This is a genomic window from Luteibacter mycovicinus, assembly GCF_000745235.1.
Lineage (GTDB): Bacteria > Pseudomonadota > Gammaproteobacteria > Xanthomonadales > Rhodanobacteraceae > Luteibacter > Luteibacter mycovicinus.
On sequence record NZ_JQNL01000001.1, the window covers coordinates 3,294,276 to 3,319,572 of the forward strand.

Consider the following 25,297-nt stretch of genomic DNA (forward strand, 5'->3'; position numbering starts at 1 on the left):
CTCAACCTGCGCGAACGCGTTCGCTGGAGCTGGGAATTCGCATCGCTTCACGGTACTTGGCCACCGTACGGCGTGCGACCTGAATTCCGCGTCGATGGAGCTCCTCGGCAAGCGCCTGGTCGGACAAGGGGCGGCGTGCGTCCTCGCCCGTGATCAGCTTGCGCAACATGGCCTGGATGGCGGTGGCGGATGCGCTGCCGCCGTCTTCGGTCGCCACGCCACTGGAAAAGAAATGCTTGAGTTCGAAGGTGCCGCGCGGCGTGTGCATGTATTTCCGGGTGGTGACCCGTGAAATCGTCGATTCGTGCATGCCGACTTCTTCGGCGACCTCACGCAACACCAGCGGATGCATGGCCTCGGGGCCGTAATCGAGGAAGGCGCTCTGGCGGCGGACAATGACTTCCGCGACCTTGGTCAGGGTTTCGGCGCGCGACTGCAGGCTTTTCAGCAACCAGCGGGCTTCCTGCAGCTGGCCTTTCATCCAGGTGGCGTCGTCGCCGCGTGCGCGGGCGATGAGGTTGCAGTAATGCTGGTTCAGGCCGAGCCGGGGCTGCGCGTCGGGGTTGAGGCTGACCGTCCAGCGCCCCGCTTCCCGCCGCGCGTACACATCAGGCGCGACATATTCGACGGGCGTGGCATCCAGCGCGGCGCCCGGGCGCGGATCGAGGCTGCGGATCAGCGCCGCGGCGCTGGCCACCTCGTTCTCGGCGGCCTTGAGCCGACGGGCGATCTTGACGCTGTCGTTTCGCGCGAGGAGCTCCAGCTCTTCAAGGACGATACGGATCGCCAGGTCGCGGAACGGTGTTTCGGTCGAAAACTGCGAGAGCTGGCAGAGCAGACAGTCGCGCAGATCGAGGCTGGCGATGCCGGTGGGATCGAACCGCTGCACGCGCTGGCGTACCGCTTCGATCTCCTCGGCACTGGCCCGCAGTTCGGCGGGCAGCGCGACTTCCACCGCCTCGACTCCGTCGCGCAGGTAACCGTCCTCGTCCAGCGCGTGGATGATCGCGGTGGCGATCGCGTGGTCGCGTGGGGAGAACTGGGAGAGATTGAGCTGCCACTCCAGGTGCTGCTGGAGGCTTTCCGGCGCGGCGTTCTGCGGCTCGAAACCGTCTTCGTCACCACCGTTGGCACGCGATGGGGCGCCGGCGTAGTCACCCGCCTCGCCGTGGAAGCGATCGTCGTCCCACTCGGGGGCGAGTTCTTCGGACGGGGTGGCGGTGGACTCGTCCTCCTTCGAGGACTTGGCCGGGAGCTCCTGGCGGGAGGGGAACTCGGCGTCGAAACCGTTCTCGTCGGCGGCGTCGCCTTCGGCATCCGCGTCGGACTCCGCATCTTCGGCAAACTCAAGCAGCGGGTTGCTCTCCGCGATCTGGCGGAGTTCCGCTTCGAGCTCCAGCTGCGACAGCTGGAGCAGCCGAATGGCCTGCTGTAGCTGCGGCGTCAGCGTGAGCTGCTGATGCAGACGAAACTGAAGTCCGGGTTTCATGCCTTCGATGCGTGAGGTGTCGAATCCATCGTAACCCCTTGCGGCCTCCACAAACCAGCGGTCGGGTCGGCTAGCTCTTCCGGCCGGATTCGCGCGTCGGTCCGGACGGCCGGTGACGCGCTCTAGATGCGGAATTCACGACCCAGATACACCTCGCGCACCTTCTCATCGGCGAGGATGTGCTGAGGAGTGCCGCGAGAAAGCACTTCGCCGTCGTTGAGGATGTATGCGCGGTCGCAGATACCGAGCGTTTCCCGGACGTTGTGATCGGTGATCAGCACCCCGATGCCGCGTTCCTTGAGGTGTCGAACGATGCGCTGGATCTCGCCCACCGAGATGGGATCGACGCCGGCGAACGGCTCATCGAGCAGCATGTAGCGCGGGCGTGCCGCCAGCGCCCGGGCGATCTCGACGCGGCGACGCTCGCCGCCGGACAGGCTGATGCCCTTCTGATCGGCGATGTGCGCGATCTTCAGTTCGTCGAGCAGGCTGTCGAGTTCGTCGTCGCGCTGCTTCTGCGTCATGCCGTCGCGCAGTTCGAGCACCGCCATGATGTTGTCCGACACGCTGAGGCGGCGGAAGACCGAGGCTTCCTGCGGCAGATATCCGATGCCGAGCTTGGCGCGCGCGTGCATGGGCAGGCCGGTGATGTCCTGCTGATCGAGCTTGATTACGCCCGCGTCGGCCTGGATCAGCCCGACCACCATGTAGAAGCAGGTCGTCTTGCCGGCGCCGTTGGGGCCGAGAAGGCCGACGACCTCACCTTCGCGGATGGAGAAGGCGAAGTCACGGACTACCTTGCGTGCGCGGAAGCGCTTCTGCAGGCCTTGGGCTGAAAGCATCGGGTCAGGGCTTCCTGGCAGGTGCGGCCGCAGCCGCCGGAGTGGGGCAGGCGCCGGCCGCCTTGGCGGGTGCGCCCGGCGTGGTGCTCTTCGGCTGGAAGGTCATGTGTACGGGTGCGGGACCGTTGCTTTCGCCCGTCATCGTGCTGTTCTGGGTGTTATAGGTGAGCTTGTCGCCATCGGCACTGCCCTTCGCCGGCTGGTTGACATGGGCACCGCCGGTCAGCACGGCAAAGTCCTTGTCGATCTTGTAGTCGATGTTGGAAGCCTTGCCGTCCATGGGCTGATCGCAGTCGTCCAGCTGATGGATGGTGGCGGGGCTGCCGTCGACGACCACCCGGTTGAGCTGGCTGTCGGCGTCGAAATAACCCGTCGCCTTGCTGCCGGTGATCTTCAGGGTGCCCTGGGTCAGGACGACGCTTCCCGTCCAGATCACCTTGCCGTTGGGCTGCTGGGAGCCATCGAACGACTTGGAGACGACGTCGGCCGGCTGGTTGCGATCGGACTGCTTGGCGGCGGCCGACAGGCTGGCCACGAGCGCCAGGCCAAGCAGCGCAAGCAGCGCGTTAGCGCTTGGGCGGCAGATACGTGGTGTGGACTGCATCGAGAAGCTCCAGGTGCTTGGTATCGAGATTGGCGCGCATGCCAACGCCGTTCATTGTAGAGGTTCCCTGGACGATACGGGCCGCTTCGGCGGTCTCCAGGTAGTTCCGCTTGGGCCACGCGGTGACCTCGGAGGTGTCGATGCTGGCCGGCGGCGTCTGCGCGAAGGCTACGCGGTCCATGTGCACCTTGCCCTGCAGCTTCAGCATGCTGCCGTCCTTGTTGACCCAGCCGTACTGCGAATGCCCCTTCCACGGCGGCACGTCGACTTCCTTGGTCGATGGCAGCACGAAATCGGGCGCATTGATGTACAGCGAATCGTCACCCTCTCGGCGCTCCAGATGTGGCGCGATGAGCGTGAAGGCCAGCTTGCCCTGTTCGTTGTAGGAGTCGAGGTCGAAGTTGGTCAGAACGTAGCCCGAGCGCGGCGGACCGACGAAGTCCTGCAGCTTCTTCTCCGGCGCGACCCAGTAGTAGAGCAGTACGCTGGCGCCCAGCGCGACCAGGAGCATGCCGGCGATACCGCCGGTACTGCGGTCCTTGAGCAGATTGAAGGCGCTCACAGCCAGCGGTCCCGTTCGGCTTCGGCCTTGCCCTGGGCGGCGAGAATCATGTCGGCGACCTCGCGGGCGGCGCCGTAGCCGCCGGACAGCCGGGTGCGCCAATGGGCGCGCTCGGCCACCCAGGGGTGGGCATTGGCCACGGCGACGGCCAGACCGGCGATACCCATGGCCGGCAGGTCCGGCAGATCGTCGCCGACAAAAGCGGCCTGGTCCGGCGTAAGGCGGAGGGCGTCGAGCAGGGCGGTCAGGCAGGCCCGTTTGTCCTTCTGGCCCTGATAGACGTGAGGAATACCCAGTTCTTCGGCGCGCAGCGACACCGGATGACTGATCCGCGCCGTGATGATCGCGACCTTGATGCCGTTTTCCTGAAGGCGTTTCAGGCCCAGACCGTCATGCACATGGAACACCTTGGTCTCGCGGCCGTCCTCGGCGTACCAGAGGCGGCCGTCCGTCAGGGTGCCATCCACGTCGAAGACGACGACGCGCACGCGGGCGGCGCGTTCGGCGATATCGGCGGGGATGTCGGTGTAGTGGGTGTAGGCCATGGGCATCGATATGGGGACGAAAAGGGCGCGCTCGAGGCGCGCCGGGACCGGGTCGTCAGACGACGCGGGCGCGGAGCAGGTCGTGGATGTTGAGCGCGCCGACCACCTGGCCGGAGGGGTCGGTGACCAGCAGCGCGTTGATCTGGTGTTTTTCCATCAGCTGGGCGGCTTCGACGGCCAGCTTGTCCGAGCCGATGGTCTTGGGGCCGCGGGTCATCAGCTGGCCGACGGTGGCGTTGCGCAGATCGACATCGTCGTCGTCGAGGGCGCGACGAAGATCGCCGTCGGTGAAGACACCCAGCAGACGTCCTTCGCCGTCCACGACGGCGGTCATGCCCAGGTGCTTGCGGGTCATCTCGACGAGGGCTTCGCTGACGGACGCTTCCACGCCGATGCGCGGCACGTCGTCACCCGTGTGCATGACATCGGCGATATGCAGCAACAGGCGGCGCCCCAGGCTGCCGGCCGGATGCGAGCGGGCGAAGTCGTCCGAGGTGAAACCACGGGCCTCGAGGAGGGCGACGGCGAGCGCGTCCCCCATGACCAGCGCCGCGGTCGTGCTGGAGGTCGGCGCCAGTCCGTGCGGACAGGCCTCCGATGGCACGTTGGCGTCGATGTTGACCTCCGCCTGACGTGCCAGCGAGGACTTCGGGTTGCCGGTGATCGCGATCAGCGGGATGCCCTGGCGTTTCACCGCCGGCAGAATGAAGAGGAGTTCGTCCGTCTCGCCGGAGTAGGAGATGCCCAGCAGGATGTCGTCCGGCTGGATCATGCCGAGGTCGCCGTGGCTGGCCTCGCCCGGATGCACGAAGAAGGACGGCGTACCCGTGGAGGCCAGTGTCGCGGCGATCTTGCGGGCGACATGGCCCGACTTGCCCATGCCGGAGACGACCACGCGTCCCTTGCAGGTCAGGATCATCTGACAGGCCCGGACGAAGGTGGCGTCGATCTTCGACTCCAGGGCACGGATAGCCGCGGCCTCGGTGACGATCACGGTGCGCGCGCTACGGACGATGGTATCGGCATTCACGACGGGATGATCGGCAGGCGGGGCAGTGCGGGCGTTCATGCGGCCTCGGAGGTCCGGGTGGTGGCTTCTGACCCGGGATGTCCATTTCTGCGACACCGGATTTCCATTACCATTACATATTCTCATTTTATCGTCGCTGCCATCGACCGGTGGTTCAGGGTCCGTTTCGGAACCCTCACGGCCGCGGCGACCCCCTCATCGGAGACTCCATGGACGCTGCGCGCATCCAGGCATTGATCGAAGCCGGCCTGCCCGGCGCCCTGGTGGACGTTCGCGGCGACGACGGCGTTCATTTCGAAGCCGACGTCATCTCGGAACAGTTCGCCGGCAAGTTGCCGCTCGCCCGTCATCGTCTCGTCTACGCGACGCTGGGCGACCTCATGGGCGGTGCGATTCACGCTCTGGGCCTCAAGACCCTTACCCCCGAAGAAGCCGCCGGCCGCCGCTGATCCAGCGCGCCGCCCGGCATTCCCGGTTCGTTCCCTTTCTCAAGGCACTCCCTTTCCATGGCCAAGATCCTGATCAGCGGCGGCCAGCCGCTCAACGGTGAGGTGAGCATCTCCGGCGCGAAAAACGCCGTGCTCCCCATCCTCGCCTCCTGCCTGCTTGCCGACGAACCGGTCAGCATCGGCAATGTGCCGCACCTGCATGACGTCACCACGTTCATCGAATTGCTCGGCCGCATGGGCGTGCGCGTCGTCCTCGACGACCGCATGAAGATGCACATCGACCCGCGTCCCGAAAATTCCTGCGTGGCCCCGTACGATCTGGTCCGCACCATGCGTGCGTCGATCCTCGTGCTCGGTCCGCTGGTGGCGCGCCATGGCAAGGCCGAGGTTTCGCTGCCCGGCGGCTGCGCCATCGGTTCGCGTCCGGTCGACCAGCACATCCGTGGCCTGCAGGCGCTGGGCGCCGAGATCACGGTCGAAAACGGCTTCATCAAGGCAAAGGCCGGTCGCCTCAAGGGCGCGCGCATCGTCATGGATATGGTCACCGTCACCGGTACCGAGAACATCCTGATGGCCGCCACCCTGGCGTCGGGCACGACGGTCATCGAGAACGCCGCGCAGGAGCCCGAAGTGGTCGACCTGGCCCACTGCCTGATGGCGATGGGCGCGAAGATCGACGGCGTCGGTACATCGACGCTGATCGTCGAAGGCGTCGAGCGCCTGCACGGCGCGCACTACGAAGTTCTGCCCGACCGTATCGAGACAGGCACGTTCCTGGTCGGCGCGGCGATGACGGGTGGCAAGGTCCGCGCCCGTGGCGCGCGCGCCGACACCATGGATGCCGTGCTGCAGAAGCTCGAGGAATCCGGCGCGCACATCAGCACCGGTCCGGACTGGATCGAGCTGGACATGCAGGGACGTCGTCCGAAGGCCGTCAATCTGGTGACCGCGCCGTATCCGGCGTTCCCGACCGACATGCAGGCGCAGTTCACCGCCCTCAACTGCGTCGCCGAGGGCGTAGGTGTCATCACCGAAACGGTTTTCGAAAACCGCTTCATGCATGCGCTGGAACTGCAGCGTCTGGGTGCCGATATCCGTCTCGAAGGCAACACGGCGATCATCACCGGCGTGCCGAAAATGACCGGCGCACCGATCATGGCCACCGACCTGCGTGCCTCGGCCTGCCTCGTGCTGGCCGGCCTGGTCGCCGAAGGCGATACGACGGTCGACCGCGTGTACCACATAGATCGTGGTTACGAGAATATCGAAGAGAAGCTCGGCGTCCTCGGCGCGCACATCCGCCGTCTTCCAGGCTGATCCACCTGTTCTACGGCTGCCAGGCTGGTACACCTGGTTGTAGGAGCGCGCCCTGCGCGCGACACGTTCTCGCAAAGAGCGTCGCGCGCAGGGCGCGCTCCTACAGTTGAGGTTTACTTACCCTCGAACTTCACCAGCTCGAGGGTCAGATCCCCGCCATCTTTCTGCGCCAGCTTTACCGGCACCGGATACTTCGCCGGCGCGTACCACGCGTTGAAGCCGCGGTCCGCATCGGTGCGATCCACCCGCACGGTATCGAACGAGCCGGCCGGGACCGTGATTTTTTCTTTGCCCGACACCTTGAACTGCTGGTTCTCGACGGCCTGCTTCACCGCCACGGGAAAGGCCGCTTCCTGCTTGCCGTCGCGCAGCGCGACGCCGAGCGCGAGAGGCAGGGTGTTGCGGTCGATCATGCCCGGCACGGCGGCGTAGCTGAAGCTCTTGCTGTTGTCCTGGACCTGCACGGTCGCTCCCTGAACCTTGATGTCGCGCGTCTTCTGCTTGAACGACGCGTCCATCTGGTAGTGGTAGCTGACCGCCTGCGGCACCTGCCCCGCCCAGGCAAAGCGCGAGGTCTCGGTGGCGTTGGCGCCGAGTGCCGCGGCGAGGCCGGCGGTGCCCTTGCTGGCGTTGGTGTATTCGAACTGGCCGTTGCCGGCCGACTTCAGCACGATGGTGGCTTCACCGAGCGGGCTGCCGCCCTGAAGGACGTTGTAGGTAGCCGTGAACGACTGCGGCACGGCCGCGGCGAACGCGGCGGCGGGCAGGGCGAGGGCCAGCGCGAAGCCGGCGCGGAGGATTGAGGTCTTCATGACACCCGATTCTAGCCGCGGTGGCTGAATGCGGGGCGACGGGGTGGCGAGCCGGGGATAGCCCGCGTGTCTGGAGAGCTCGCGCGCGGGGCGCGCTTCTACAGGTCGGTGAGGCGTAGGGGGCTCGTGAGCGGCAGACCATCGAAAATCGCGCCGCCCTCCCAGCGCAGTCGCCCGGACGCGATCGCCGCGACCACGGCCGGCAGCAGCTTGTGTTCTTCGACGAGCAGGCGCTCCGCCAGCGATATCTCCGTATCGCCCGGCAACACAGGGATACGCGCCTGCGCCACGACGGGTCCGCCATCCAGCTCCGCGGTGACGAAATGCACGCTTGCCCCATGCTCCGCGTCGCCCGCCTCGAGGCACTGCCGGTGCGTATGCAGTCCACGGTATTTCGGGAGCAGTGAAGGGTGGACGTTGATCGCCCGACCTTCCCAGGCGGCGACCACGTCGGCGTCGACGATGCGCATATAGCCGGCCAGCACCAGCAGATCGGCGCCGCTGGCGGCGACATGGCCGAACAGCGCGCGGTCGAAGTCGGCACGCGTCGCGAAATCGCGGGGATGAAGCGAGACGGTGGGAATGCCCGCCTGGGCGGCGACAGTGAGCGCTCCGGCCCTGGACTTGTCGCTGCCGACCAGCACGAATTCGACAGGCAACCGCGCCGCGATCAGCGCGGCGAGATTACTGCCGCGCCCGGAGGCGAGCGCGGCGACGCGCAGGGGCCGATCCACGAATGATCTCAGGCGATGTGAACGCGCTCGTCGCCGCTGGCGGCGACGACCGAGCCGATGGTCCACGTGTCCAGGCCGTGGCCGGCCAGCACGGCTTTCGCCGCGTCGACCTGATCCTGAGCCAGCAGCACCGTGAAGCCGATGCCGCAGTTGAACGTGCGCCACATTTCGTCGCGGGTGACATTGCCCTCGCGCTGCAGCCACTGGAACACGGGCGGCAGTTCCCACGACGACGCGTCGATCGACAAGCCGAGGCCGTCGGGTACGACGCGGATGATGTTCTCCTTCAGGCCGCCGCCGGTGATGTGTGCCATGCCATGCACGGCCACCTTGGCGATCAGCTCGAGGATCGGCTTGACGTAGATGGTGGTCGGCGCCATCAGCGCGTCGACCAGTGTGACGCCACCGATGTCGCTGTCCAGCGGCGAACCGGCGCGCTCGAGGATGCGGCGGATCAGCGAGTAACCATTGGAATGCGGTCCGGACGAGGCGACACCGAGAATGACGTCGCCGGCGACGATGGACGAGCCGTCGTTCATCTCGGCCTTTTCGACCGCGCCGACCGTGAAGCCGGCCAGGTCGTACTCGCCCGGCGGGTACATGTCCGGCATTTCGGCGGTTTCACCGCCGATCAGCGCGCAGCCGGCGAGTTCGCAGCCGCGGGCGATACCGCCGACGACGGACGCCGCGGTGTCGACGTCGAGCTTGCCGGTGGCGAAATAATCCAGAAAGAACAACGGTTCCGCGCCCTGCACCAGCACGTCGTTGACGCACATGCCGACCAGATCGATGCCGATCGTATCGTGGCGATCCAGCTGGTGAGCGAGCTTGAGCTTGGTGCCCACGCCATCGGTACCCGAGACCAGGACCGGCTCCTTGTAACGCCCGGAAAGGTCGAACAGGCCGCCGAAGCCGCCCAGTCCGCCCATGACTTCGGGGCGGAAAGTCCGCTTGACCATCGGCTTGATGCGCTCGACGAGCGCGTTGCCGGCATCGATGTCGACGCCTGCGTCGCGGTAGGTGAGGGAGCCCTGGTCGGAGGACATAAGCGGTTCCGGCGCGAATTGGAAACCCGGAATGATAGCAGCAAGCGGGCGCCCGGCCTTGCCCTGCACGCGCTTTGGATGGACGGCATGCCAAGGTTTGGGCAGACTTCCCGTCTTCACAAAGCGACGCCATACCATGCGCCCAGCCCGTCTCATCGTCTTCCTGACGCTCCTCGTGGCGACCTGCCTCGGCTCCGCCGTGGCGCAGACCTCCATTTATACGGTCACCGTACCGGTCGCCGACACCAGTGCCGCCGTGCGCGATCAGGCCTTCGCCAACGGCCTGACCCAGGTGCTGTCGCGGGCTTCCAACGGAGCGGACCCCCGGGGCAAGCCTGGCTACGCGGACGCGATGAAGCAGCCGGGCGGCATGGTTCAGCAGTACAAGTACGCTCGCACCGGCGGCGCCAATGGTGCGCCACTGAGTCTGGACATCGTCTTCGACCCGGGCGCCATCCGCCGCATCCTCGCGGTCGGCGACTCGGCGGTGGCGGCGCCCAAGGCGCCGGTCCTGGTCGTTGCCCGCGACGCCAGCGGCAAGCTGCTTGGTCAGCAGGACCTGGTCCCGCTGGCGCAGATGGCCGACACGCGTGGCTATCAGATCGTTGTCCCCCGCGCCGACGCCATGCCCGACGCCAAGGCGCTCGCCAGTGGCGACCCCGCCGCGGTCGCGACGACGGCGCGCCAGTACAACACCGGCGTCGTGCTCGTCGGCAGCATCGGCGACGACCAGACCGACTGGACCCTGGTCTCGGCCGGCAAGACGACCAGCTGGAAGGACAGCGGTGAGGCACGCGCCGCACTGTTGAGCAACGGCGCCAACGCGATGGCCGACAAGCTGGACCGCCAGTTCGCATCGACGCAGGGCGGCAGCTCGTCCGGCAAGGTCTGGGTATCGGGTCTGCATTCGGCTTCCGATTACGCGGGCCTGTTGGCGACCTTCCAGAACGATCCGTCGATCAAGAGCGTGGCGCCGATTTCCGCGACGGCCGACGGGGTGCTGTTCAACATCAGCGCCGGTGCGCCACTGGCCCGCCTTGTCGCGGGCTACGCGTCCGCCGGCCATGTGCTGGTCGCCGACGCACACGCCGGTGCCGACCTCGCCGTGCGCTGGGTCCCCTGACCCGATGACCCACGACACTTCCCGCCGCTGGCAGATGCTGGCGATCTCGGCGGTCATCATCTTCGTGATCTGGCTGCTGGCGCCGGTGCTCATGCCGTTCGCCATCGCCGCGATGCTGGCTTATCTGGGCGATCCGCTCGCCGATCGCCTCCAGCGCCTCGGCATGGGGCGTTCGTGGGCGGTCAGCATCGTCTTCACCGTCATCTCGCTGGTGTTCGTCGGCGTCCTGCTCCTGCTGGTGCCGCTGATCGAGCACCAGTTCGAGAATCTGTCCGAGAACCTGCCGCGCTACGTGGACTGGGTGCGCACCACCGCGCTGCCGTGGATCCAGGTGCGCCTGCACCTGGACGCCAACGTCTTCGACACCGATCGCCTCCTGGCGACGGTACGCGAGCACATCGGGTCGGTCGGCAGCATCGCCGCCAAGGCGATGACCAAGATCACGCAGTCGGGCATGGGCATCGTCACCTGGCTGACCAATGTCGTGCTGATTCCGGTCGTGGCGTTCTACCTGCTGCGCGACTGGGACACGATGATCGCGCACATTCAGCGCCTGCTGCCGCGCTCCATCGAGCCGACGGTCGTTCGCCTGGCGCGCGAGTCGGATCAGGTGCTCGGCGCGTTCGTCCGCGGCCAGTTGCTGGTCATGCTGGCGCTTGGCGTTTTCTACGGCCTGGGCCTGACCCTGGTCGGCATCTCGATCGGTCCCCTGATCGGCATGGTCGCCGGCCTGCTCAGCTTCGTGCCGTACCTGGGTTTCATGATCGGTTTCGTCGCGGCCCTGATCGCGGCTCTGGTCCAGTACGGGGACTGGACGCACGTGATCCTGGTCGGCGTCGTCTTCACCATCGGACAGTTGCTCGAGGGCTATGTCCTGGTGCCGCGTCTGGTCGGTGGCAAGATCGGTCTGCATCCGGTCGCGGTGATCTTCGCCGTGCTGGCGGGCGGTCACCTGTTCGGTTTCCTCGGTGTGCTGCTGGCGCTGCCGGCCGCGTCCGTCGTCGTCGTGTTGCTCCGCTACGTCTTCGCCCGTTACCGCGAGAGCGACCTCTACAAGGAGCCGGCCGCGCAGACCCCGATGGCACAGAAGCTCGATGTCGATGTGGCGGTCGACGTGAAGGTCAAGCCGCGCCCGGATAACCCGATCCTGCCTCGCGATCCCGGTCCATGAGTACTCAGCTTCCCCTCGCGCTGCGCTGGCCCAGGCGCCAGCGTTTCGAGCACTTCCATGCCGGCGAGAACGCCGCGGCGGTCGACGCCGTGCGCGCCGCGGCCGTGGATGCGTCGGCGCCGTGGGTTTTCATGGCCGGTCCGCTGGGCAGTGGCCGCACGCATCTGCTGATCGCCGCCTGTCAGGCGGCGATCGATGTCGGGCGTACGGCGCAGTACCTGCCGCTGGCGGGCCTGCGCGGATCGCGTGCGGATGCCATTCGTGGCATGGCCGGCAGCGACGTGCTGGCCATCGACGACATCGATTCGGTCGCTGGCGAGGCGGACGCGGAGCACGCGCTGTTCGATACGTTCAACCGTTACCGCGCGGAGGGCGCGACGCTGTTGTTTTCGGCATCGGGTGCGCCCGTGTCGCTCGACATCGCGCTGCCGGATCTTCGTTCGCGACTGGGCTCGCTGACCCAGGCTCTGCTGAAGCCACTGGGCGACATGGAGCGCCGGGTTGTGCTGCGCGAGCAGGCGGGGGCTCGCGGCATCGAGCTGGACGACGTCGTCCTGGACTGGTTGTTCGCGCACCACGCGCGCGACCTGGGTACCTTGCTCGATCTGCTCGATACCCTGGATCGCGCGTCACTCGCCGCACAGCGACGCGTGACGGTGCCGTTTCTGCGTAACCTGCTGAAGAACGACTAGACGTCGATCTCGCGGATCAACTCGCGTCTTGCCGGATCGTTTTCGCGAACGCCGTACACCTTCAGCTTCTTCGACTCCGGCCAGTGCTCTACGATGAGATAGGTACGCTGCGATGCCGATCCGCTGAGAAACACGGGTGGCGCGCCAAAGCCACCGCTGTAATAGCCCATGCGCCCGTGGTAATGACCCGCAAACACCGCTGCGACACGATGGGTCGCCAGCATCGCCTGTAAGGGCGTGGGCGCGCGAGACCCGGTCGAGAACTCGTCGGGCTTGTGCACGTGCACCAGCAGAAAGTCGTAAGCACCCGGCGTGCTCCATCTGGGGAGGTGTCGAGTAAGCCATGGCGTGCTCGGTGTCACCTCGTAGCGATAGCCTGCCGGGCCAGCACCCCAGTTGATCGTTGCGGCATAGCCCGGCGAATTGTTGAGTTGCAGGTTGAGCACCTGCTCCCAGCCGTCCGGCGTGAACGCGTACGACCAGCTCCCTTCCTTGCGTAGGCCAGTGAACAGGCCGCCCGCGAACGCCGCGTAATCGAAGTCGGTCACGCGTCCGTTCTGCCGGTGGCGACGAACGTGCTGCGCGAGATTGTCGAGGGCGTCGATCGCACAGTGTGTCAGGGCCGAGCACACGAAGTTGGTGAGGTTGTTCTGGTAATCGTGGTTGCCGAGCCCATAGTAGACTTCGTCGCCCAGCAGACCGAGCAGGTCATGGATCTTCTCCTGCTCACTTGGGGCGGCCTGGGACGTCAGGTCGCCGTTGACGATCACCGGGATGTGCTGCCCTGGATAGTTGCGCCGGAAAGCCGCGATGCTTTCGTACTGTTCGCGTATGAGCGCCTCGGCGAGTGTCTTGTCGGCGAGGTCGGAGTGTTCGCCGTCATCGGTGGCCGGTGTCCAGGGGTACTGTGGATCCGAGGTGATCACCATGATCCGTGGTGTTTCCGCGTAAGCGCCACTGCTGGTGAAGGCCAGGCATAGCGCGGCTGCTTGTAATGGCACACGCGTGAGAAGGTTGCGCATGAGTGTTTCTTCCTTGAAGTGAGGTCAGCGACCGGCGGTACCGGCCGGTACGGTGTCGACAAGTGTTTTCCGTGAGGGGTCGTTGCCTCGTACGGCGTAGACGCGCAGATGCCGCGACTCGGTGTCGTGCTCCACGATCAGATAGCTTCGCTGGCTGGCTGAGCCGCTCAGGAATACCGGTACACCGGCCATCGTCCTGAAGCGTCCCAGCGTGCCGTGGTAATGGCCGGCGAACACGGCGGCAACATGCCCCGAGGCGATCGTCTGCTCGAACTCGTCGTCGTAGTCGCTGGCATCGTGCATATGCACCAGAGCGAAATCGTAGGCACGGTCGGCAGGTGTGCCGTAGGTGGGGATGGCTAGATGGCGGTCGAGCAAGGTGCGCAACCACGGCACGGACGGATCGATGTCGAAGCGGGCAGGCAGGATGCCCTCGGTCGTGTCGAATGACACCGCATAGCGGGGGTAATTATTGAGCTGGACCTGCAGGACGCGGTCCATGCCTGGCGTTTGTGCGGCGTAGGCGAGGCTGCCCTTGTAGCGGTTACCAAGGCCTCTGGCGTCGATCGAAAAGTCGAACGAGACTTTGCCGGGCTTCGCGGTCACATGGCTGACCAGTCCCCAGATGCTGTCACGCGCGCAGCCGTTGTTGGCGCAGCCGCTGCCGTTCGGCTGGCGGATGTTGTTCTGGTAATCGTGGTTGCCCAGGCCGAGATGAACGTTGTCGCCGAGGATGCGGTAGAGCTCCTCCATGACGTCGCGCTGCCAGCCATGCCCGTAGGCGGTGAGATCGCCATTGATGAAGACGGGGATGTCCTCCCCCGGACGAGCGGCGCGATAAGCGGCGATGCTGCGGTATTGCTCTTCGATCAATGCGCGGGATCGTGCATTGCGCACATCGTCGGGCTGGGGTCTGCCGGCGTCGGTCGCGTCCGTCCAGGGATACTGCGGGTCGGAAGTGACGATCATCGTATGTACGGCGGCGGTCGCGCTGGAGGCGAAAATCGCCGAGACCGTGGCTATGGCGAGCGCGGCCGCGATGCGGCCAGGGAGTATGGTTTGCACGGTACGTTTCCTTGTGCGTCGTGGGCGGCTGCGAACGTCCCGTTCGCGACGACAAGGTAAGACGGTGAAGTCTGAGCGTCTGTCAGGCTTGGTGAGGCAGCGGCGAGGAGAAGGCCTCGCCGCTTGTAGGGTTTCGCCGCGTGGGGCGTTAAACCCCGAGCAGGCGCGCCGTGGCGTTGGCCTTAATTACGTCGGTCATGGCGGCAGCCACCTTGTGGTTGCCAGCGATGATGTTGCCGCTCTCCGGCAGGCCTTCCTTGCCGCCGAAGTCGCCATAGACGCCACCGGCCTCGCGCACCAGCAGAGCACCCGCGGCGATGTCCCACACGTTGAGCGACGGCTCGAAGAAACCGTCCAGGCGGCCCGCGGCGACGTAGGCCAGATCCAGTGCGGCCGAACCCATCCGGCGGATGTCTTCGGCTTCCTTGAGGAGCTCGCCGGTCATGGCCAGCTGCGCCTCGAGGTGGTTGCGCGCGCGGTAGGGATAACCCGTGGCGAGCAGCGAGCCGGCGAGGCCTTCACGCTTGCCGACGCGGATGCGGCGGTCGTTGAGGTAGGCGCCGTCGCCCTTGCTCGCGGTGAACAGCTCGTCGCGCAGCGGATCGAAGACCACGCCATAGACCGGCTCGCCCTTTTCCACCAGCGCGATGGACACGCAGAAGTGGGGGATGCCACGCAGGTAATTGTGGGTGCCGTCGAGCGGATCGATGACCCAGACAAGCGGTCCCTTGCCGATCTGCCCCGACTCCTCGCCGAGAATGGCGTGGGTGGGGTAGGCGCGGCGAAGTTCCTTCACGATCTCGGCTTCGGCGAGGCGGTCGACCTCGGACGCGAAGTCCATCCGCTGCTTTTCGACGACCGCGAGGCCCTCGATGCGATTCATGTAGCGCAGGATGATGTTTCCTGCGGAGCGCGCGGCGCGCGCCGCGACGTTGACGGCGGGTCTTGGCATGGGGATCGACTTGTCAAAAGAACGGGAGATCGCGGTCGGGCCGCGTCGGTCGGTGAGTTTAACACCGGCTCGCCCTATGCCCAAGTCGTTGCCGTTGTAGACTTTCCGGTCCTCCATCCTGCACGCCCGTCGCCCATGGCCCTCTCCGAGCTCCACGACCGCCTCCGTTTCGTCCTTGTCCGCACCTCGCACTCGGGCAATATCGGCTCGGCCGCGCGCGCCATGCGCACCATGGGTTTCGACCGCCTGACCCTGGTCGCCCCCCACCGGTTCCCCGATCCGGAAGCCACGGCCCTGGCCGCGGGTGCCGACGACGTGCTCGGCCAGGCCGCGATCCATGACGATCTGGTGGCCGGCCTGGCCGGCGCCACCTTTTCGCTGGGCCTTTCGGCTCGGCGCCGCGGGGTCAATCTTCCGGAACTGGATCCTCGCGAAGGCGCCGCCCAGGCGATCGCCGCCGCCCGCCGCGGCGAGCAGGTGGCCCTGGTTTTCGGCAACGAGCGCACGGGACTGGAGAATGACGAGCTCGCCCGCTGCCACGCGATGGTCCGCATTCCCAGTGTCGACGACTTCAGTTCGCTGAATCTGTCGCAGGCGGTGCAGGTGGTCGCTTATGAACTGCGTACGGCCCTGCTGGCCGACGAACAGCCGGTCGTGGCGCAGGCCAAGCCCGATCCGGACGAGATCCCCGCCGACGCCGAGCAGCTCGAGCGGTTCTTCACGCACCTGGGCGAGATGCTCGACGATATCGAGTTCCACAAGGGGCGTTCCCCGACCACGATCATGCTGAAACTGCGCAAGCTGTTCCTGCGCGCCCGTCCTGAATTGCGGGAACTGCGCATTCTTCACGGGATTCTGGCCGATGCGCAGCGCATGGCCGGTATCGCGCACAAGCGCGACGGCTAAAACAGGTCGCGGAAGAAACCGAGCAGCGCCCGGCTGAACGTGGCCGAAGCGATGACGATGATCGCTGTGGTTGCCCAGACGGCGACCAGCAGGACGCCGTCCCTTTCGACAAGCGCGAACGCGAAGGCGATCAGCATGGCGCCGAACACGTAGTTGGTGAACGGGATCGGCAGCGCGAGCAACAGGCCGATCAGCAGCATGATCGCGCCCGAGACGAACGTGAAGGGGCGTCGTGTGAGCCGCTGCGCCCGTGGCTTGCAGAGCTTTTCCAGGCGGCGTGTCACCGGCTCGATACGGTCGAGGAACCGGAGGAGTCCTTCCCGTGACATCGTCCGGCGACGCAGAAAACCCGGGACCCACGGCTGCTCCAGGCCGATGAGCATTTCCAGGCCAAGCGCCACCACCAGTACGCCCATCACACCCCCGATCCCCAGCGGTACCGGGATGAAGTTGGGAATGGCGAGCAACAGGAGCAGAAAACCGAACGCGCGCCGTTTCAGTGGCTCCAGGACCTGGTCTACCGTGACCCGTTCTCCCGGCGTCGACAGCAGCGCCGTGCGAAGCAGGGCGGCGGTCTTTTCCTCGCGGGGCTCGTCAGCGGTCATGGCGCGTCGACGACGGACTCTTCGCTGCTTGCCGTGCTGACCAGCACCTTGTCGATCCTCGCCCCGTCCATGTCGACGACTTCGAAGCGGTTGCCCTGCCAGGTGAAAGACTCGCCGGCGTGCGGGATGCGCCCGAACTGGGTGGTGATCATGCCCGCCACGGTGCGGAAATCGTGCTCTTCCTCGTTGGGCAGCCGGTCGATCTGCAGCAGGTCGCGCAGGTCGTCGGCGGGCAGACCGCCGTCGATCAGCCAGCTGCCGTCGTCACGGCGAACGATCGGGCCCTCGTGCTCGGCGTCGTCCGCGGCGGGCGCGGTGGCACCAACCACGGCCGTCAGCAGATCGTTGAGGGTCACCATGCCTTCGATGTCGCCGTACTCGTCCACGGCCAGCGCCAGCTCCGTGTCCGCATCGCGGAAGGCTTCGAGCAGGTCCAGTGCGCGGGCGGTGCCCGGGACGAAGAGCGGCCGGGCGATATGGGCGAACAGGTCGAAGTCGCCGCGCTCGAACGAGCCGATCAGCGTCTTCACTTCGACCGTGCCGACGACTTCGGTTTCGTCGTTCCGGTAGACCGGGTAGCGCGAGAACTGCGACTCGCGCAGGACCTCGAGGTTCTCCTCCCGGGGCGCCGCGATGTCGAGCCAGGCGATCTTCATGCGCGGGGTCATGACCGAGCCCACCGTGCGGTCGCCCAGGCGCAGAACGCGGTTGACCATGTTGCGTTCGTCGCTGTCGAGGATCCCTTGCTCGGCGCTTTCGGCGACCAGCAGGCGGATTTCCTCTTCGGTCGCCGCCGAATGGCCGCCGGCCCGGTTCAGTCGCAGCACGTGCAGGATGCCGCTCGACAGGTGGTTGAGCAGCCAGACCATCGGCAACGTGATCCGCGAGATCACCAGCATGGGGACCGCGATCTGGCAGGCAATGCGCTCGGGGACTGTCAGCGCCGCGCGCTTGGGCACCAGTTCGCCGATGACGATCTGGACCAGCGACATATAGATGAAGCCGAGCAGCCAGCCGGCCGCGCGAGCGTAAGGCTCCAGCCAGCCCGGGCCACCGCCTTGCAGGAGGGCGGTGAAGTGCTCGCCCAGCTGATCGCCCGCGATCGCGCCCGTGACGAGGATAATCAGGGTCATGCCGACCTGCACCGTCGACAGGAAGCGCTCCGGCGATTCAGCCAGTTGCAGCGCCACCCGGGCGCGGCGGCTTTCCCGGGCCATGGCCTTGAGCCGGCTTTTACGCGAAGCGACAACCGACATCTCCGACAAGGCGAAGAACGCGTTGGCCAGGGAGAGGACGAGGACGAGCAGAAGTTCGGTGGGCATCGAGGCTTATATAGCAGACCAGCCTGTGCAGGGCACCGGTAGAAGCCATCTGAGCGGTGTAGCCGGGGAGGAGGAGCACACGATCCCGCCCTCCGGTAACATTAGCGTCACAAACCCCCAGTTCCCCCAGGCGACGCCATGTTTTCTCTCCAGACGATCTTCGGTAAGGGCGACAAGTTCTACGGTCTGCTCGAAGCCAGTGCGGAGGCGGCGCGCGAAAGCGCCCGCGCCATGCACGAACTGGTCACCAAGACCGACCGCACGCCGGTCATGGCCGCTTTCAGCACGGCGCGCGCCCGCGAGAAGGCCCTCCACGGGCAGATCGGCGAGGAACTGGTCAACACCTTCGTCACCGCGCTGGACCGGGAAGACATCGAGGCGCTCAATTCAGCGCTGTACAAGATTCCCAAGACCATCGAGAAGTTCGCCGAACGCTATGTCATCGTCGCCGAACGCCTCCATGGCATCGACTTCGCTCAGCGCGCCGCCCTGCTCGAGCGCTCGGCCGAGGTGGTCGTCCAGATGATCGGGCAACTGCGTCATGGCCTGAAGATCGACCCGGTGAAGAAGCTTCGCGACCAGCTCCAGGCGCTGGAATCCGAGGCCGACCGCCTGCTCCTGGATCCCTACCGCACGCTGTACGCCGAAGGCTCGGATCCGCTCAAGGCGATTCTCGCCAAGGACCTGTTCGAGCTGGTGGAGAAAGCGGTGGACAAGTGCCGCGACGTCGGCAACGTCGTCTACTCCATCGTGCTCAAGAACTCCTGACGGCGGCCGCCCCATGAGCATGGTTATCGCGGTCGTCCTGATCGCCCTCGCGTTCACCTATATCAACGGCTTCCACGACACGGCGAACTCCATCGCCACCGTGGTGGCGACCAAGGTGCTGACGCCCGGCCAGGCCGTGCTGCTGGCGGCCGTCACCAACCTCGCAGGCGCCCTGTGGGGCACCGCCGTGGCGGCGACGATCGCCTCGGGCCTGGTGGACACCGGCGTGGTCGACGTCGGTTCGCACCTGCTGATCAGCGCGCTGCTCGGAGCGACCATCTGGAACCTCATCACCTGGTGGCTCGGCCTGCCGTCCAGTTCGAGTCACGCGCTGGTCGGCGGACTGTGCGGCGCCGCGCTGGCCGCGTCCGACGGCAACCTTCATTCGATCATCTGGTGGCAGGGTGGCGAGCACTGGTGGCTGGGCAAGGGCGTGGTGCCGAAGGTTATCGTGCCGATGATCGTGTCGCCTTTCCTGGGCTTCGTCATTGGTTTCCTGCTGATGGGCGCCCTCTACGCGTTGCTAGGATTCTTTTCACGACAGAAGGGACCGCTGCATCGTTTTGGTCGCACCCCGTTCGTGAACAGCTTCTTCGGTAAGGCGCAGATTCTCTCGGCCAGCGCCATGGGTCTGTCTCATGGCATGAACGACGCCCAGAAGAGCATGGGCATCATTGCCCTGGCCCTGGCCGGTGCCACGGCCGCGGGGCAGTTCGATCATCTGCCGGCGCTGTTGCACTTCCTGCGTATTCCGCACGATCCGGCGGCGCCCGGCGGCTTTCCGATCCCGGTCTGGGTGAAGGTGGTCTGCGCGCTGACGATGGCCGGCGGCACCGCCGGCGGTGGCTGGCGCATCATCAAGACGCTGGGCCACAAGATGGTCAAGCTGCACCCGATCAATGGTTTCGCCGCCGAAGGCAGTTCGGCGGCGGTCATTCTCACGGCGTCGATGCTGGGCGTGCCGGTCTCCACGACGCACAACGTGTCCGCCTCGATCATGGGCGTGGGCGCGGCCAAGCGGTTCAATGCGATCCGCTGGTCGGTGGTCGAGCGGATGGTATGGGCCTGGATCCTGACGTTGCCGATCACGGCGGCGCTGGGGTACGCCCTCGTGAAGCTCGGCCGCTTGTTTTTCTGATGCGCGTGCCGGACTGATCGCCCGCAGGGCGCCCTCTTACAGGGCGTCCGCCTCGCCGTTCACCACCTGCTCGAGCTGGTCGCCGGTGGCGCCCAGTTCCTCGACGATCCGTGCCAGCTCGCGCTCGTCCAGGTAGTCGTAGGGACGGTTCTCGCAGAGATGCAGGTAGGGCGATCCGTCGAGATCCGCCTCCGCCAGGTAGCCCGTGCGCTGCTCCCAGTTGAAGCGAAGGCAGCGTCGCGCATCGACGCCCGAGAGTGGTCCGATCGGCGTGGAAAGCCGCAGAAAGCGCTGGCCCTCGGCGTCTTCCAGTTCGGCCAGATAGATGCCCTGATGCCTGCCATCGGGCAGCTCCAGGTCGAAGCTGATCAGGTATGGCTCATTGTGGCGGAGTTTGTGGATGCCGCCGACATGGGAGCGAATCGCTTCGAAGTGCCGCATGGTCGCCTTGTGAATCTGTCCGGGGACCACCGATGGTACGCTCAACGCCTCTTCCGAACATGCACGAAACGACCATGGCCGATGAACTCGACGACGACGAGGCCCGCGCCCTCCGGGCGACGCGGATCATCGAAACGGTCGCCGCCATTCCGCGTGGGAGGGTCGCCAGTTATGGCGCGATCGCGGCTCGCGCCGGGTATCCCGGACGCGCCAGACTGATCGGCCGGGTGCTCGGCGATGCGCCCGACCGGATGAAGCTACCCTGGCACCGCGTGCTTCGCGCGGACGGCCGCATCGGGATACCCGTGGGAACGCGGGGTTATCGCGAGCAGTGTCGGCTGCTCAAGGCCGAGGGCGTCACCGTGAAGGACGGCCGCGTCCCCATGAGCGCGTTCGGTCTGGACCACGACCTCGACCGTGCGATCTGGGGCGGCTGAGCGCGATCAGCGGTAGCTGACCTCGACCAGTTCCCAGGTTTCCCCGGGTCGGCGTTGCATCGCGTAGTCCAGAAGGTCGGCGTGCAGGGACGTCAGTGCGGACATCTCACGCAAAACACGGACGGTTGCGGTGGCGGCGCGGTCCGGTGGACAGTCGGGGCGTTCCGCGCGCATCCCGCATGTCCGTTCGACAACGCGGCCTTCGAAGCGGATACCGCCTTGCTGCGCCCGGGCCGGGAGGGCGCTGGCGAACAGGCTGACCGCGACGGCGGCGGAAAGGGCTATGGCAGTGTTCATGTGGCGCTCCCCCTCGGGCGATGTGGCTTCATTAGGTGCCCGTCCGCTACCCGGGGACATCACCTTCTTCCGTTAACGGCGTGGGCCTACCGAGGCTTGAGGCGCAGGTAAAGGCCGATCCGGCACGTCCGTTTGTTAGCATGTGCGGATGCAGTCCCAGGCCCTAGATCTCCTTCACTCCGTTTTCGGTTACCCCGAGTTCCGCGGCCAGCAGCAGGCCATCGTCGAGGAGGTCGCCGGCGGCGCCGACGCCCTCGTCCTGATGCCCACCGGCGGCGGCAAGTCGCTGTGCTTCCAGATTCCGGCGCTGATGCGGTATGGCACAGGCATCGTGGTTTCACCACTGATCGCGCTGATGCAGGACCAGGTCGATGCGCTGACGGAAGCCGGCGTCAAGGCGCGTTACCTGAATTCCAGTCTCGACGCCGCCACTCAGCGCGAGATCGAGGAGCTCCTGCTCGCCGGCGAACTCGACATGCTGTACGTCGCGCCCGAGCGGCTGCTCACGGGCCGCTTCCTCGGCCTGCTGGATCGCATTCCCATTGCCTTGTTCGCTATCGACGAGGCCCATTGTGTCTCGCAGTGGGGACACGATTTTCGTCCCGAATACCGCGAACTCGCGATCCTGCACGAGCGCTTTCCGGAAGTACCGCGCATCGCGCTCACCGCGACGGCCGACGAGCGCACCCGCGAAGAAATCGTCGAGCGCCTCGGCCTGCACCAGGCGCGCCGTTTCGTTTCCAGCTTCGACCGGCCGAACATCCGTTATCGCGTGGCACCACGGCAGAACGCACGGCGCCAGTTGCTCGATTTTCTCGACGCCCATCGGGGCGAAGCCGGTGTCATCTATTGCCTCAGCCGCCGCAAGGTCGATGAGACCGCCGCCTGGCTGGCCGAAGCGGGCGTGGACGCGCTTCCGTATCACGCCGGTCTGGATGGCGAAGTACGCCAGCGCCACCAGCAGCGCTTCCTGCGCGAAGACGGCATCGTCATGGTCGCCACCGTCGCGTTCGGCATGGGCATCGACAAGCCGGACGTCCGCTTCGTCGCCCACCTCGATCTGCCGCGCAGCATGGAAGGCTACTACCAGGAGACCGGCCGTGCCGGTCGTGACGGCCTGCCGGCGGAAGCCTGGATGATTTACGGCCTGGGCGATGTCGTGACCATGAGTCAGATGATTTCCCAGTCGGACTCGGGCGACGACCGCAAGCGTGTGGAGCGCCTCAAGCTCGACTCGCTGCTCGGTTATGCCGAGGCCACACGCTGCCGTCGCCAGCTTCTGCTGGAGGCGTTCGCCGAGGTGTATCCCGAGCCCTGTGGCAACTGCGACAACTGCCTGGTGCCGCCCAGGACCTGGGATGCCACGACCGCGGCGCAGAAGGCGATGTCATGCATCTATCGCAGCGGTCAGCGTTATGGCGCCGGCCATCTGATCGAGATCCTGCGCGGCGAGGCGGGTGAGCGGGTACGCGATCTCGGTCACGACAAGCTGAGCGTGTTCGGTATCGGCGCGGACATGGATGCAACGCAGTGGCGCTCGGTGTTCCGCCAGCTGCTGGCTGCGGGCCTGGTCGAAGCGGATCCCGAAGGCTTCGGTACGCTGCGTTTGTCGAAGGAAAGCGGACCCGTCCTGAAAAGCGAGCGCAAGGTGTGGCTGCGCGAGGACGCGCGGCCGTCGAAAGGCAAGCGCAACTCGCGTCCGTCGCCTGCCGTCGCCGGCGGCTCCCTGGGCATCGAAGAGATCGAGATGCCGTTGTGGAACGAACTGCGTCGCGTCCGCGCGGAACTGGCAAAGGCGCATGGGGTGCCGGCATACGTCATTTTCCATGATGCGACTTTGCTGGCGATGTTGCGGGCGCTGCCGGAGAACGAGGACGAACTGGGGTCGATCAGTGGTGTCGGCGAGAACAAGCTGAAGCGTTACGGGAAGGATTTTCTGGCGGTGTTGAATGGCCCCGGCTGACCCGTAGGAGCGCGCCCCGCGCGCGAAAAGCCAACAACGCGATGACGCGGCACCACCCATCGCGCGCAAGGCGCGCTCCTACCTGCGCGGGTGCGATTGAGATTATCCTCAAGTCCTCGCCGCGATTGAAAAAAATGGCCGGAAACGCTTGCGTGCACGCCGCGCGATCCCCAACTCTATGGGGATTGCCCGACATCGATACGTTCGTCTGATCGACGTGACGAGACGAGGGTGCATGCCCAGGAGATGCCCATGCACGACGCCACGCCACTCATCGCCACCATCGTCGGTGGTCTCGTACTCGCCTTTATCTTTGGCGCCATCGCTCACCGATTGCGACTCCCGGTGCTGGCCGGTTACCTCGTCGCCGGTGTGGTCGCCGGGCCGTTCACCCCGGGCTATGTAGCCGACGCGGGCATCGCTCAGGAGCTCGCCGACCTCGGCGTGATCCTGCTGATGTTCGGCGTGGGTCTGCACTTCTCGCTCAAGGACCTGCTCGCGGTGAAGGCGATTTCCATCCCCGGCGCCGCGGTGCAGATGGGCGTGGCGACCGGCCTTGGCATGCTGCTTGGCTGGGGTCTTGGGTGGCCGGTGGCGCAGGGCTTCGTCTTCGGTCTGGCGCTTTCCGTCGCCAGTACGGTGGTGCTGCTCCGTGCGATGGAAGAACGTCGCCTGCTCGACAGCGATCGCGGACGTATCGCCGTCGGCTGGCTGATCGTCGAAGACCTGGCCATGGTGCTGGCGCTGGTCCTGCTGCCCGCCATCGGCGGCTTTCTCGGGGCGGAGCAGGGCGATCACCCGCCGAGCATGATGGCGCTGGCCGAGACCGTGGCCTGGACCATCGGCAAGGTCATCGTGTTCGTGGCGCTGATGCTGATCGTCGGGAAGCGCGTGATCCCATGGACGTTGCAGGCCGTCTCCGGCACCGGCTCGCGTGAACTGTTCCGTCTGGCCGTTCTCGCCATCGCCCTCGGTATCGCCTTCGGCGCGGCGCACCTGTTCGACGTCTCCTTCGAACTCGGCGCGTTCTTCGCCGGCATGATGATGGGCGAGTCCAAGCTCTCGCAGCAGGCCGCGGAAGAAACACTGCCGCTGCGCGACGCTTTCGCGGTGCTGTTCTTCGTTTCCATCGGCATGCTGTTCAACCCGCATATCCTCGTCGAGCAGCCGTGGATCGTCCTCGCCGCCTGCCTGATCATCATCATCGGCAAGTCGGTCGCCGCCTTCGCCATCGTTCGTGCATTCGGTCGCCCGAAGAAGACCGCGCTGACCATCGCGACCAGTCTCGCCCAGATCGGCGAGTTCTCTTTCATCCTGGCGGGGCTCGGCGTATCCCTGCATCTGCTCAGCGAGGAGGCGCGCGACATTCTGCTCGCCGCGGCCATCGTCTCGATTCTGGTCAATCCGCTGCTGTTCGGGGCGCTCGACAGGTGGATCGCGCGACATGACCGCGATGCGCCGGACGAGCACACCGATCCATCGCTGGCGGGTCACACCGTGCTGGTCGGGTTCGGCCGGGTAGGTCGCCGCGTGTTCGCCGAGTTGCAGGCCACGGGTACGCGTACGCTCGTGATCGAGACCGACGAGGACGCCGTGCGCGAACTGCGCGAGCAGCACGGTGCCGAGATCGTCATCGGCAATGCGGCCGCCGCGCTCGTGCTGGCCGAGGCCAACCTTGCCGGCGCGCGATCCCTGATCGTGGCGGTATCGGATCCCTTCGAAGGGGGGCAGGTGGTACGTGCGGCGCGTGCGTTGCGCCCCGACCTGCCGATCGTCGCGCGTGCCCATTCGCAAGAATGTGTGGCTCACATGGATGGCATGGGTGCCACGCAGGTCATCTACGGCGAGCAGGAAGTGGCCCACAGCATGTTCAACGCGTCGCTCCCGCAGCGGGCGCCATCGGGGCACTGAAGCCGGCCTCGGATACGTCGTTCTAACGCGTCGCTGGCTACCGTAAAAGGGACT

At 66.1% G+C, this 25,297-nt stretch carries 27 protein-coding genes; 11 read left to right on the plus strand and 16 right to left on the minus strand.

Features of this window, described 5'->3' with window-relative positions; translation table 11 throughout:
* Position 1: 1 nt before the first annotated feature.
* The 6 genes from FA85_RS14425 to FA85_RS14450 all read right to left on the minus strand — a co-directional run bounded on the left by FA85_RS14425 (position 2) and on the right by FA85_RS14450 (position 5,111).
* On the minus strand, positions 2-1,489 hold the full coding sequence (locus tag FA85_RS14425; protein WP_036118310.1) for an RNA polymerase factor sigma-54: 1,488 nt from the start codon (positions 1,487-1,489) through the stop codon (positions 2-4).
* 122 nt (positions 1,490-1,611) lie between these two features.
* Positions 1,612-2,331, minus strand: coding sequence for an LPS export ABC transporter ATP-binding protein (lptB, locus tag FA85_RS14430; RefSeq protein WP_036115655.1), 720 nt, complete (start codon positions 2,329-2,331; stop codon positions 1,612-1,614).
* A 4-nt stretch (positions 2,332-2,335) separates the two neighbouring features.
* Positions 2,336-2,935, minus strand: a complete 600-nt coding sequence (gene lptA / locus FA85_RS14435; protein WP_051943934.1) for a lipopolysaccharide transport periplasmic protein LptA — start codon at positions 2,933-2,935, stop codon at positions 2,336-2,338.
* On the minus strand, positions 2,898-3,497 hold the full coding sequence (gene lptC / locus FA85_RS14440) for an LPS export ABC transporter periplasmic protein LptC (RefSeq protein WP_239708968.1): 600 nt from the start codon (positions 3,495-3,497) through the stop codon (positions 2,898-2,900). Before lptC ends, lptA begins: the two co-directional genes overlap by 38 nt.
* A complete protein-coding gene (locus FA85_RS14445; protein WP_036115653.1) occupies positions 3,494-4,042 on the minus strand; it encodes a KdsC family phosphatase in 549 nt (182 codons plus the stop codon). The genes lptC and FA85_RS14445 overlap by 4 nt, the downstream gene beginning before the upstream one ends.
* 55 nt (positions 4,043-4,097) lie before the next feature.
* The gene (locus tag FA85_RS14450) at positions 4,098-5,111 is read right to left on the minus strand and encodes a KpsF/GutQ family sugar-phosphate isomerase (protein ID WP_036115650.1); all 1,014 of its coding nucleotides are present in this window, start codon (positions 5,109-5,111) and stop codon (positions 4,098-4,100) included.
* A 170-nt stretch (positions 5,112-5,281) separates the two neighbouring features.
* Here FA85_RS14450 and FA85_RS14455 point away from each other — a divergent pair, with 170 nt between their 5' ends.
* Both FA85_RS14455 and murA read left to right on the plus strand, forming a co-directional pair.
* Positions 5,282-5,521: a BolA family protein gene (locus tag FA85_RS14455; protein WP_036115647.1), complete on the plus strand. Its 240-nt coding sequence runs from the start codon at positions 5,282-5,284 to the stop codon at positions 5,519-5,521.
* A 57-nt stretch (positions 5,522-5,578) separates the two neighbouring features.
* Positions 5,579-6,838: a UDP-N-acetylglucosamine 1-carboxyvinyltransferase gene (murA, locus tag FA85_RS14460; protein ID WP_036115645.1), complete on the plus strand. Its 1,260-nt coding sequence runs from the start codon at positions 5,579-5,581 to the stop codon at positions 6,836-6,838.
* A 113-nt stretch (positions 6,839-6,951) separates the two neighbouring features.
* Here murA and FA85_RS14465 read toward each other — a convergent pair whose 3' ends face one another.
* The 3 genes from FA85_RS14465 to purM form a co-directional block, all read right to left on the minus strand.
* On the minus strand, positions 6,952-7,650 hold the full coding sequence (locus FA85_RS14465; protein ID WP_036115642.1) for a DUF3108 domain-containing protein: 699 nt from the start codon (positions 7,648-7,650) through the stop codon (positions 6,952-6,954).
* A 98-nt stretch (positions 7,651-7,748) separates the two neighbouring features.
* A complete protein-coding gene (purN, locus tag FA85_RS14470) occupies positions 7,749-8,384 on the minus strand; it encodes a phosphoribosylglycinamide formyltransferase (protein ID WP_036115640.1) in 636 nt (211 codons plus the stop codon).
* An 8-nt stretch (positions 8,385-8,392) separates the two neighbouring features.
* Positions 8,393-9,430: a phosphoribosylformylglycinamidine cyclo-ligase gene (gene purM / locus FA85_RS14475; RefSeq protein ID WP_036115638.1), complete on the minus strand. Its 1,038-nt coding sequence runs from the start codon at positions 9,428-9,430 to the stop codon at positions 8,393-8,395.
* A gap of 136 nt (positions 9,431-9,566) precedes the next feature.
* Here purM and FA85_RS14480 point away from each other — a divergent pair, with 136 nt between their 5' ends.
* From FA85_RS14480 to hda, 3 genes are read left to right on the plus strand one after another with little or no spacing between them, the layout of a single operon-like run.
* Entirely contained in the window at positions 9,567-10,553 is a 987-nt protein-coding gene (locus tag FA85_RS14480) for a DUF2066 domain-containing protein (protein ID WP_036115635.1), read from the plus strand.
* A 4-nt stretch (positions 10,554-10,557) separates the two neighbouring features.
* The gene (locus FA85_RS14485; protein ID WP_036115632.1) at positions 10,558-11,724 is read left to right on the plus strand and encodes an AI-2E family transporter; all 1,167 of its coding nucleotides are present in this window, start codon (positions 10,558-10,560) and stop codon (positions 11,722-11,724) included.
* Positions 11,721-12,416: a DnaA regulatory inactivator Hda gene (gene hda / locus FA85_RS14490; RefSeq protein WP_036115629.1), complete on the plus strand. Its 696-nt coding sequence runs from the start codon at positions 11,721-11,723 to the stop codon at positions 12,414-12,416. The genes FA85_RS14485 and hda overlap by 4 nt, the downstream gene beginning before the upstream one ends.
* On the opposite strand, the gene FA85_RS14495 is transcribed toward hda, so the two are convergent.
* The 3 genes from FA85_RS14495 to FA85_RS14505 all read right to left on the minus strand — a co-directional run bounded on the left by FA85_RS14495 (position 12,413) and on the right by FA85_RS14505 (position 15,455).
* Complete coding sequence (locus tag FA85_RS14495; RefSeq protein WP_036115626.1) at positions 12,413-13,438, minus strand: metallophosphoesterase; 1,026 nt, start codon at positions 13,436-13,438, stop codon at positions 12,413-12,415. The two genes, hda and FA85_RS14495, sit on opposite strands and share 4 nt — an antisense overlap.
* 24 nt (positions 13,439-13,462) lie before the next feature.
* Complete coding sequence (locus FA85_RS14500; RefSeq protein WP_036115623.1) at positions 13,463-14,503, minus strand: metallophosphoesterase; 1,041 nt, start codon at positions 14,501-14,503, stop codon at positions 13,463-13,465.
* A gap of 148 nt (positions 14,504-14,651) precedes the next feature.
* Entirely contained in the window at positions 14,652-15,455 is an 804-nt protein-coding gene (locus FA85_RS14505) for an inositol monophosphatase family protein (protein ID WP_036118304.1), read from the minus strand.
* A gap of 135 nt (positions 15,456-15,590) precedes the next feature.
* On the opposite strand from FA85_RS14505, the gene FA85_RS14510 reads away from it, so the two are divergent.
* On the plus strand, positions 15,591-16,361 hold the full coding sequence (locus FA85_RS14510; RefSeq protein WP_036115620.1) for an RNA methyltransferase: 771 nt from the start codon (positions 15,591-15,593) through the stop codon (positions 16,359-16,361).
* Here FA85_RS14510 and FA85_RS14515 read toward each other — a convergent pair.
* Positions 16,358-16,966 (minus strand): exopolysaccharide biosynthesis protein, encoded by a 609-nt coding sequence (locus FA85_RS14515; protein WP_051943933.1) that lies wholly within the window; start codon positions 16,964-16,966, stop codon positions 16,358-16,360. The genes FA85_RS14510 and FA85_RS14515 overlap by 4 nt on opposite strands.
* Entirely contained in the window at positions 16,963-18,288 is a 1,326-nt protein-coding gene (locus FA85_RS14520; protein WP_036115619.1) for a hemolysin family protein, read from the minus strand. Before FA85_RS14520 ends, FA85_RS14515 begins: the two co-directional genes overlap by 4 nt.
* 138 nt (positions 18,289-18,426) lie before the next feature.
* Here FA85_RS14520 and FA85_RS14525 point away from each other — a divergent pair, with 138 nt between their 5' ends.
* Together FA85_RS14525 and FA85_RS14530 are read left to right on the plus strand one after the other, a co-directional pair.
* Positions 18,427-19,056, plus strand: coding sequence for a DUF47 domain-containing protein (locus FA85_RS14525; protein WP_036115617.1), 630 nt, complete (start codon positions 18,427-18,429; stop codon positions 19,054-19,056).
* Positions 19,057-19,069: 13 nt separating this feature from the next.
* Entirely contained in the window at positions 19,070-20,194 is a 1,125-nt protein-coding gene (locus FA85_RS14530) for an inorganic phosphate transporter (protein ID WP_036115614.1), read from the plus strand.
* Positions 20,195-20,230: 36 nt separating this feature from the next.
* Here the strand turns inward: FA85_RS14530 and FA85_RS14535 are convergent, their stop codons facing one another.
* On the minus strand, positions 20,231-20,635 hold the full coding sequence (locus FA85_RS14535) for a hypothetical protein (RefSeq protein WP_036118298.1): 405 nt from the start codon (positions 20,633-20,635) through the stop codon (positions 20,231-20,233).
* Positions 20,636-20,709: 74 nt separating this feature from the next.
* On the opposite strand from FA85_RS14535, the gene FA85_RS14540 reads away from it, so the two are divergent.
* The gene (locus FA85_RS14540) at positions 20,710-21,072 is read left to right on the plus strand and encodes an MGMT family protein (RefSeq protein WP_156108794.1); all 363 of its coding nucleotides are present in this window, start codon (positions 20,710-20,712) and stop codon (positions 21,070-21,072) included.
* Positions 21,073-21,078: 6 nt separating this feature from the next.
* Here FA85_RS14540 and FA85_RS14545 read toward each other — a convergent pair whose 3' ends face one another.
* A complete protein-coding gene (locus FA85_RS14545) occupies positions 21,079-21,369 on the minus strand; it encodes a hypothetical protein (protein ID WP_036115610.1) in 291 nt (96 codons plus the stop codon).
* 148 nt (positions 21,370-21,517) lie between these two features.
* On the opposite strand from FA85_RS14545, the gene recQ reads away from it, so the two are divergent.
* Together recQ and ybaL are read left to right on the plus strand one after the other, a co-directional pair.
* A complete protein-coding gene (gene recQ, locus FA85_RS14550; protein WP_036115609.1) occupies positions 21,518-23,332 on the plus strand; it encodes a DNA helicase RecQ in 1,815 nt (604 codons plus the stop codon).
* A 252-nt stretch (positions 23,333-23,584) separates the two neighbouring features.
* Complete coding sequence (gene ybaL / locus FA85_RS14555) at positions 23,585-25,243, plus strand: YbaL family putative K(+) efflux transporter (RefSeq protein WP_197056549.1); 1,659 nt, start codon at positions 23,585-23,587, stop codon at positions 25,241-25,243.
* The last annotated feature ends 54 nt before the right edge of the window (positions 25,244-25,297 follow it).

Bases quoted from the DNA above. Each gene is read 5' to 3' on its own strand.
- FA85_RS14425 (WP_036118310.1), bottom strand. From the start codon at position 1,489: ATGAAACCCGGACTTCAGTTTCGTCTGCATCAGCAGCTCACGCTGACG.
- lptB (WP_036115655.1), bottom strand. From the start codon at position 2,331: ATGCTTTCAGCCCAAGGCCTGCAGAAGCGCTTCCGCGCACGCAAGGTA.
- lptA (WP_051943934.1), bottom strand. From the start codon at position 2,935: ATGCAGTCCACACCACGTATCTGCCGCCCAAGCGCTAACGCGCTGCTT.
- FA85_RS14445 (WP_036115653.1), bottom strand. From the start codon at position 4,042: ATGGCCTACACCCACTACACCGACATCCCCGCCGATATCGCCGAACGC.
- FA85_RS14450 (WP_036115650.1), bottom strand. From the start codon at position 5,111: ATGAACGCCCGCACTGCCCCGCCTGCCGATCATCCCGTCGTGAATGCC.
- FA85_RS14455 (WP_036115647.1), top strand. From the start codon at position 5,282: ATGGACGCTGCGCGCATCCAGGCATTGATCGAAGCCGGCCTGCCCGGC.
- murA (WP_036115645.1), top strand. From the start codon at position 5,579: ATGGCCAAGATCCTGATCAGCGGCGGCCAGCCGCTCAACGGTGAGGTG.
- FA85_RS14465 (WP_036115642.1), bottom strand. From the start codon at position 7,650: ATGAAGACCTCAATCCTCCGCGCCGGCTTCGCGCTGGCCCTCGCCCTG.
- purM (WP_036115638.1), bottom strand. From the start codon at position 9,430: ATGTCCTCCGACCAGGGCTCCCTCACCTACCGCGACGCAGGCGTCGAC.
- FA85_RS14480 (WP_036115635.1), top strand. From the start codon at position 9,567: ATGCGCCCAGCCCGTCTCATCGTCTTCCTGACGCTCCTCGTGGCGACC.
- FA85_RS14485 (WP_036115632.1), top strand. From the start codon at position 10,558: ATGACCCACGACACTTCCCGCCGCTGGCAGATGCTGGCGATCTCGGCG.
- hda (WP_036115629.1), top strand. From the start codon at position 11,721: ATGAGTACTCAGCTTCCCCTCGCGCTGCGCTGGCCCAGGCGCCAGCGT.
- FA85_RS14495 (WP_036115626.1), bottom strand. From the start codon at position 13,438: ATGCGCAACCTTCTCACGCGTGTGCCATTACAAGCAGCCGCGCTATGC.
- FA85_RS14505 (WP_036118304.1), bottom strand. From the start codon at position 15,455: ATGCCAAGACCCGCCGTCAACGTCGCGGCGCGCGCCGCGCGCTCCGCA.
- FA85_RS14510 (WP_036115620.1), top strand. From the start codon at position 15,591: ATGGCCCTCTCCGAGCTCCACGACCGCCTCCGTTTCGTCCTTGTCCGC.
- FA85_RS14515 (WP_051943933.1), bottom strand. From the start codon at position 16,966: ATGACCGCTGACGAGCCCCGCGAGGAAAAGACCGCCGCCCTGCTTCGC.
- FA85_RS14520 (WP_036115619.1), bottom strand. From the start codon at position 18,288: ATGCCCACCGAACTTCTGCTCGTCCTCGTCCTCTCCCTGGCCAACGCG.
- FA85_RS14525 (WP_036115617.1), top strand. From the start codon at position 18,427: ATGTTTTCTCTCCAGACGATCTTCGGTAAGGGCGACAAGTTCTACGGT.
- FA85_RS14530 (WP_036115614.1), top strand. From the start codon at position 19,070: ATGAGCATGGTTATCGCGGTCGTCCTGATCGCCCTCGCGTTCACCTAT.
- FA85_RS14535 (WP_036118298.1), bottom strand. From the start codon at position 20,635: ATGCGGCACTTCGAAGCGATTCGCTCCCATGTCGGCGGCATCCACAAA.
- FA85_RS14540 (WP_156108794.1), top strand. From the start codon at position 20,710: ATGGCCGATGAACTCGACGACGACGAGGCCCGCGCCCTCCGGGCGACG.
- FA85_RS14545 (WP_036115610.1), bottom strand. From the start codon at position 21,369: ATGAACACTGCCATAGCCCTTTCCGCCGCCGTCGCGGTCAGCCTGTTC.
- recQ (WP_036115609.1), top strand. From the start codon at position 21,518: ATGCAGTCCCAGGCCCTAGATCTCCTTCACTCCGTTTTCGGTTACCCC.
- ybaL (WP_197056549.1), top strand. From the start codon at position 23,585: ATGCACGACGCCACGCCACTCATCGCCACCATCGTCGGTGGTCTCGTA.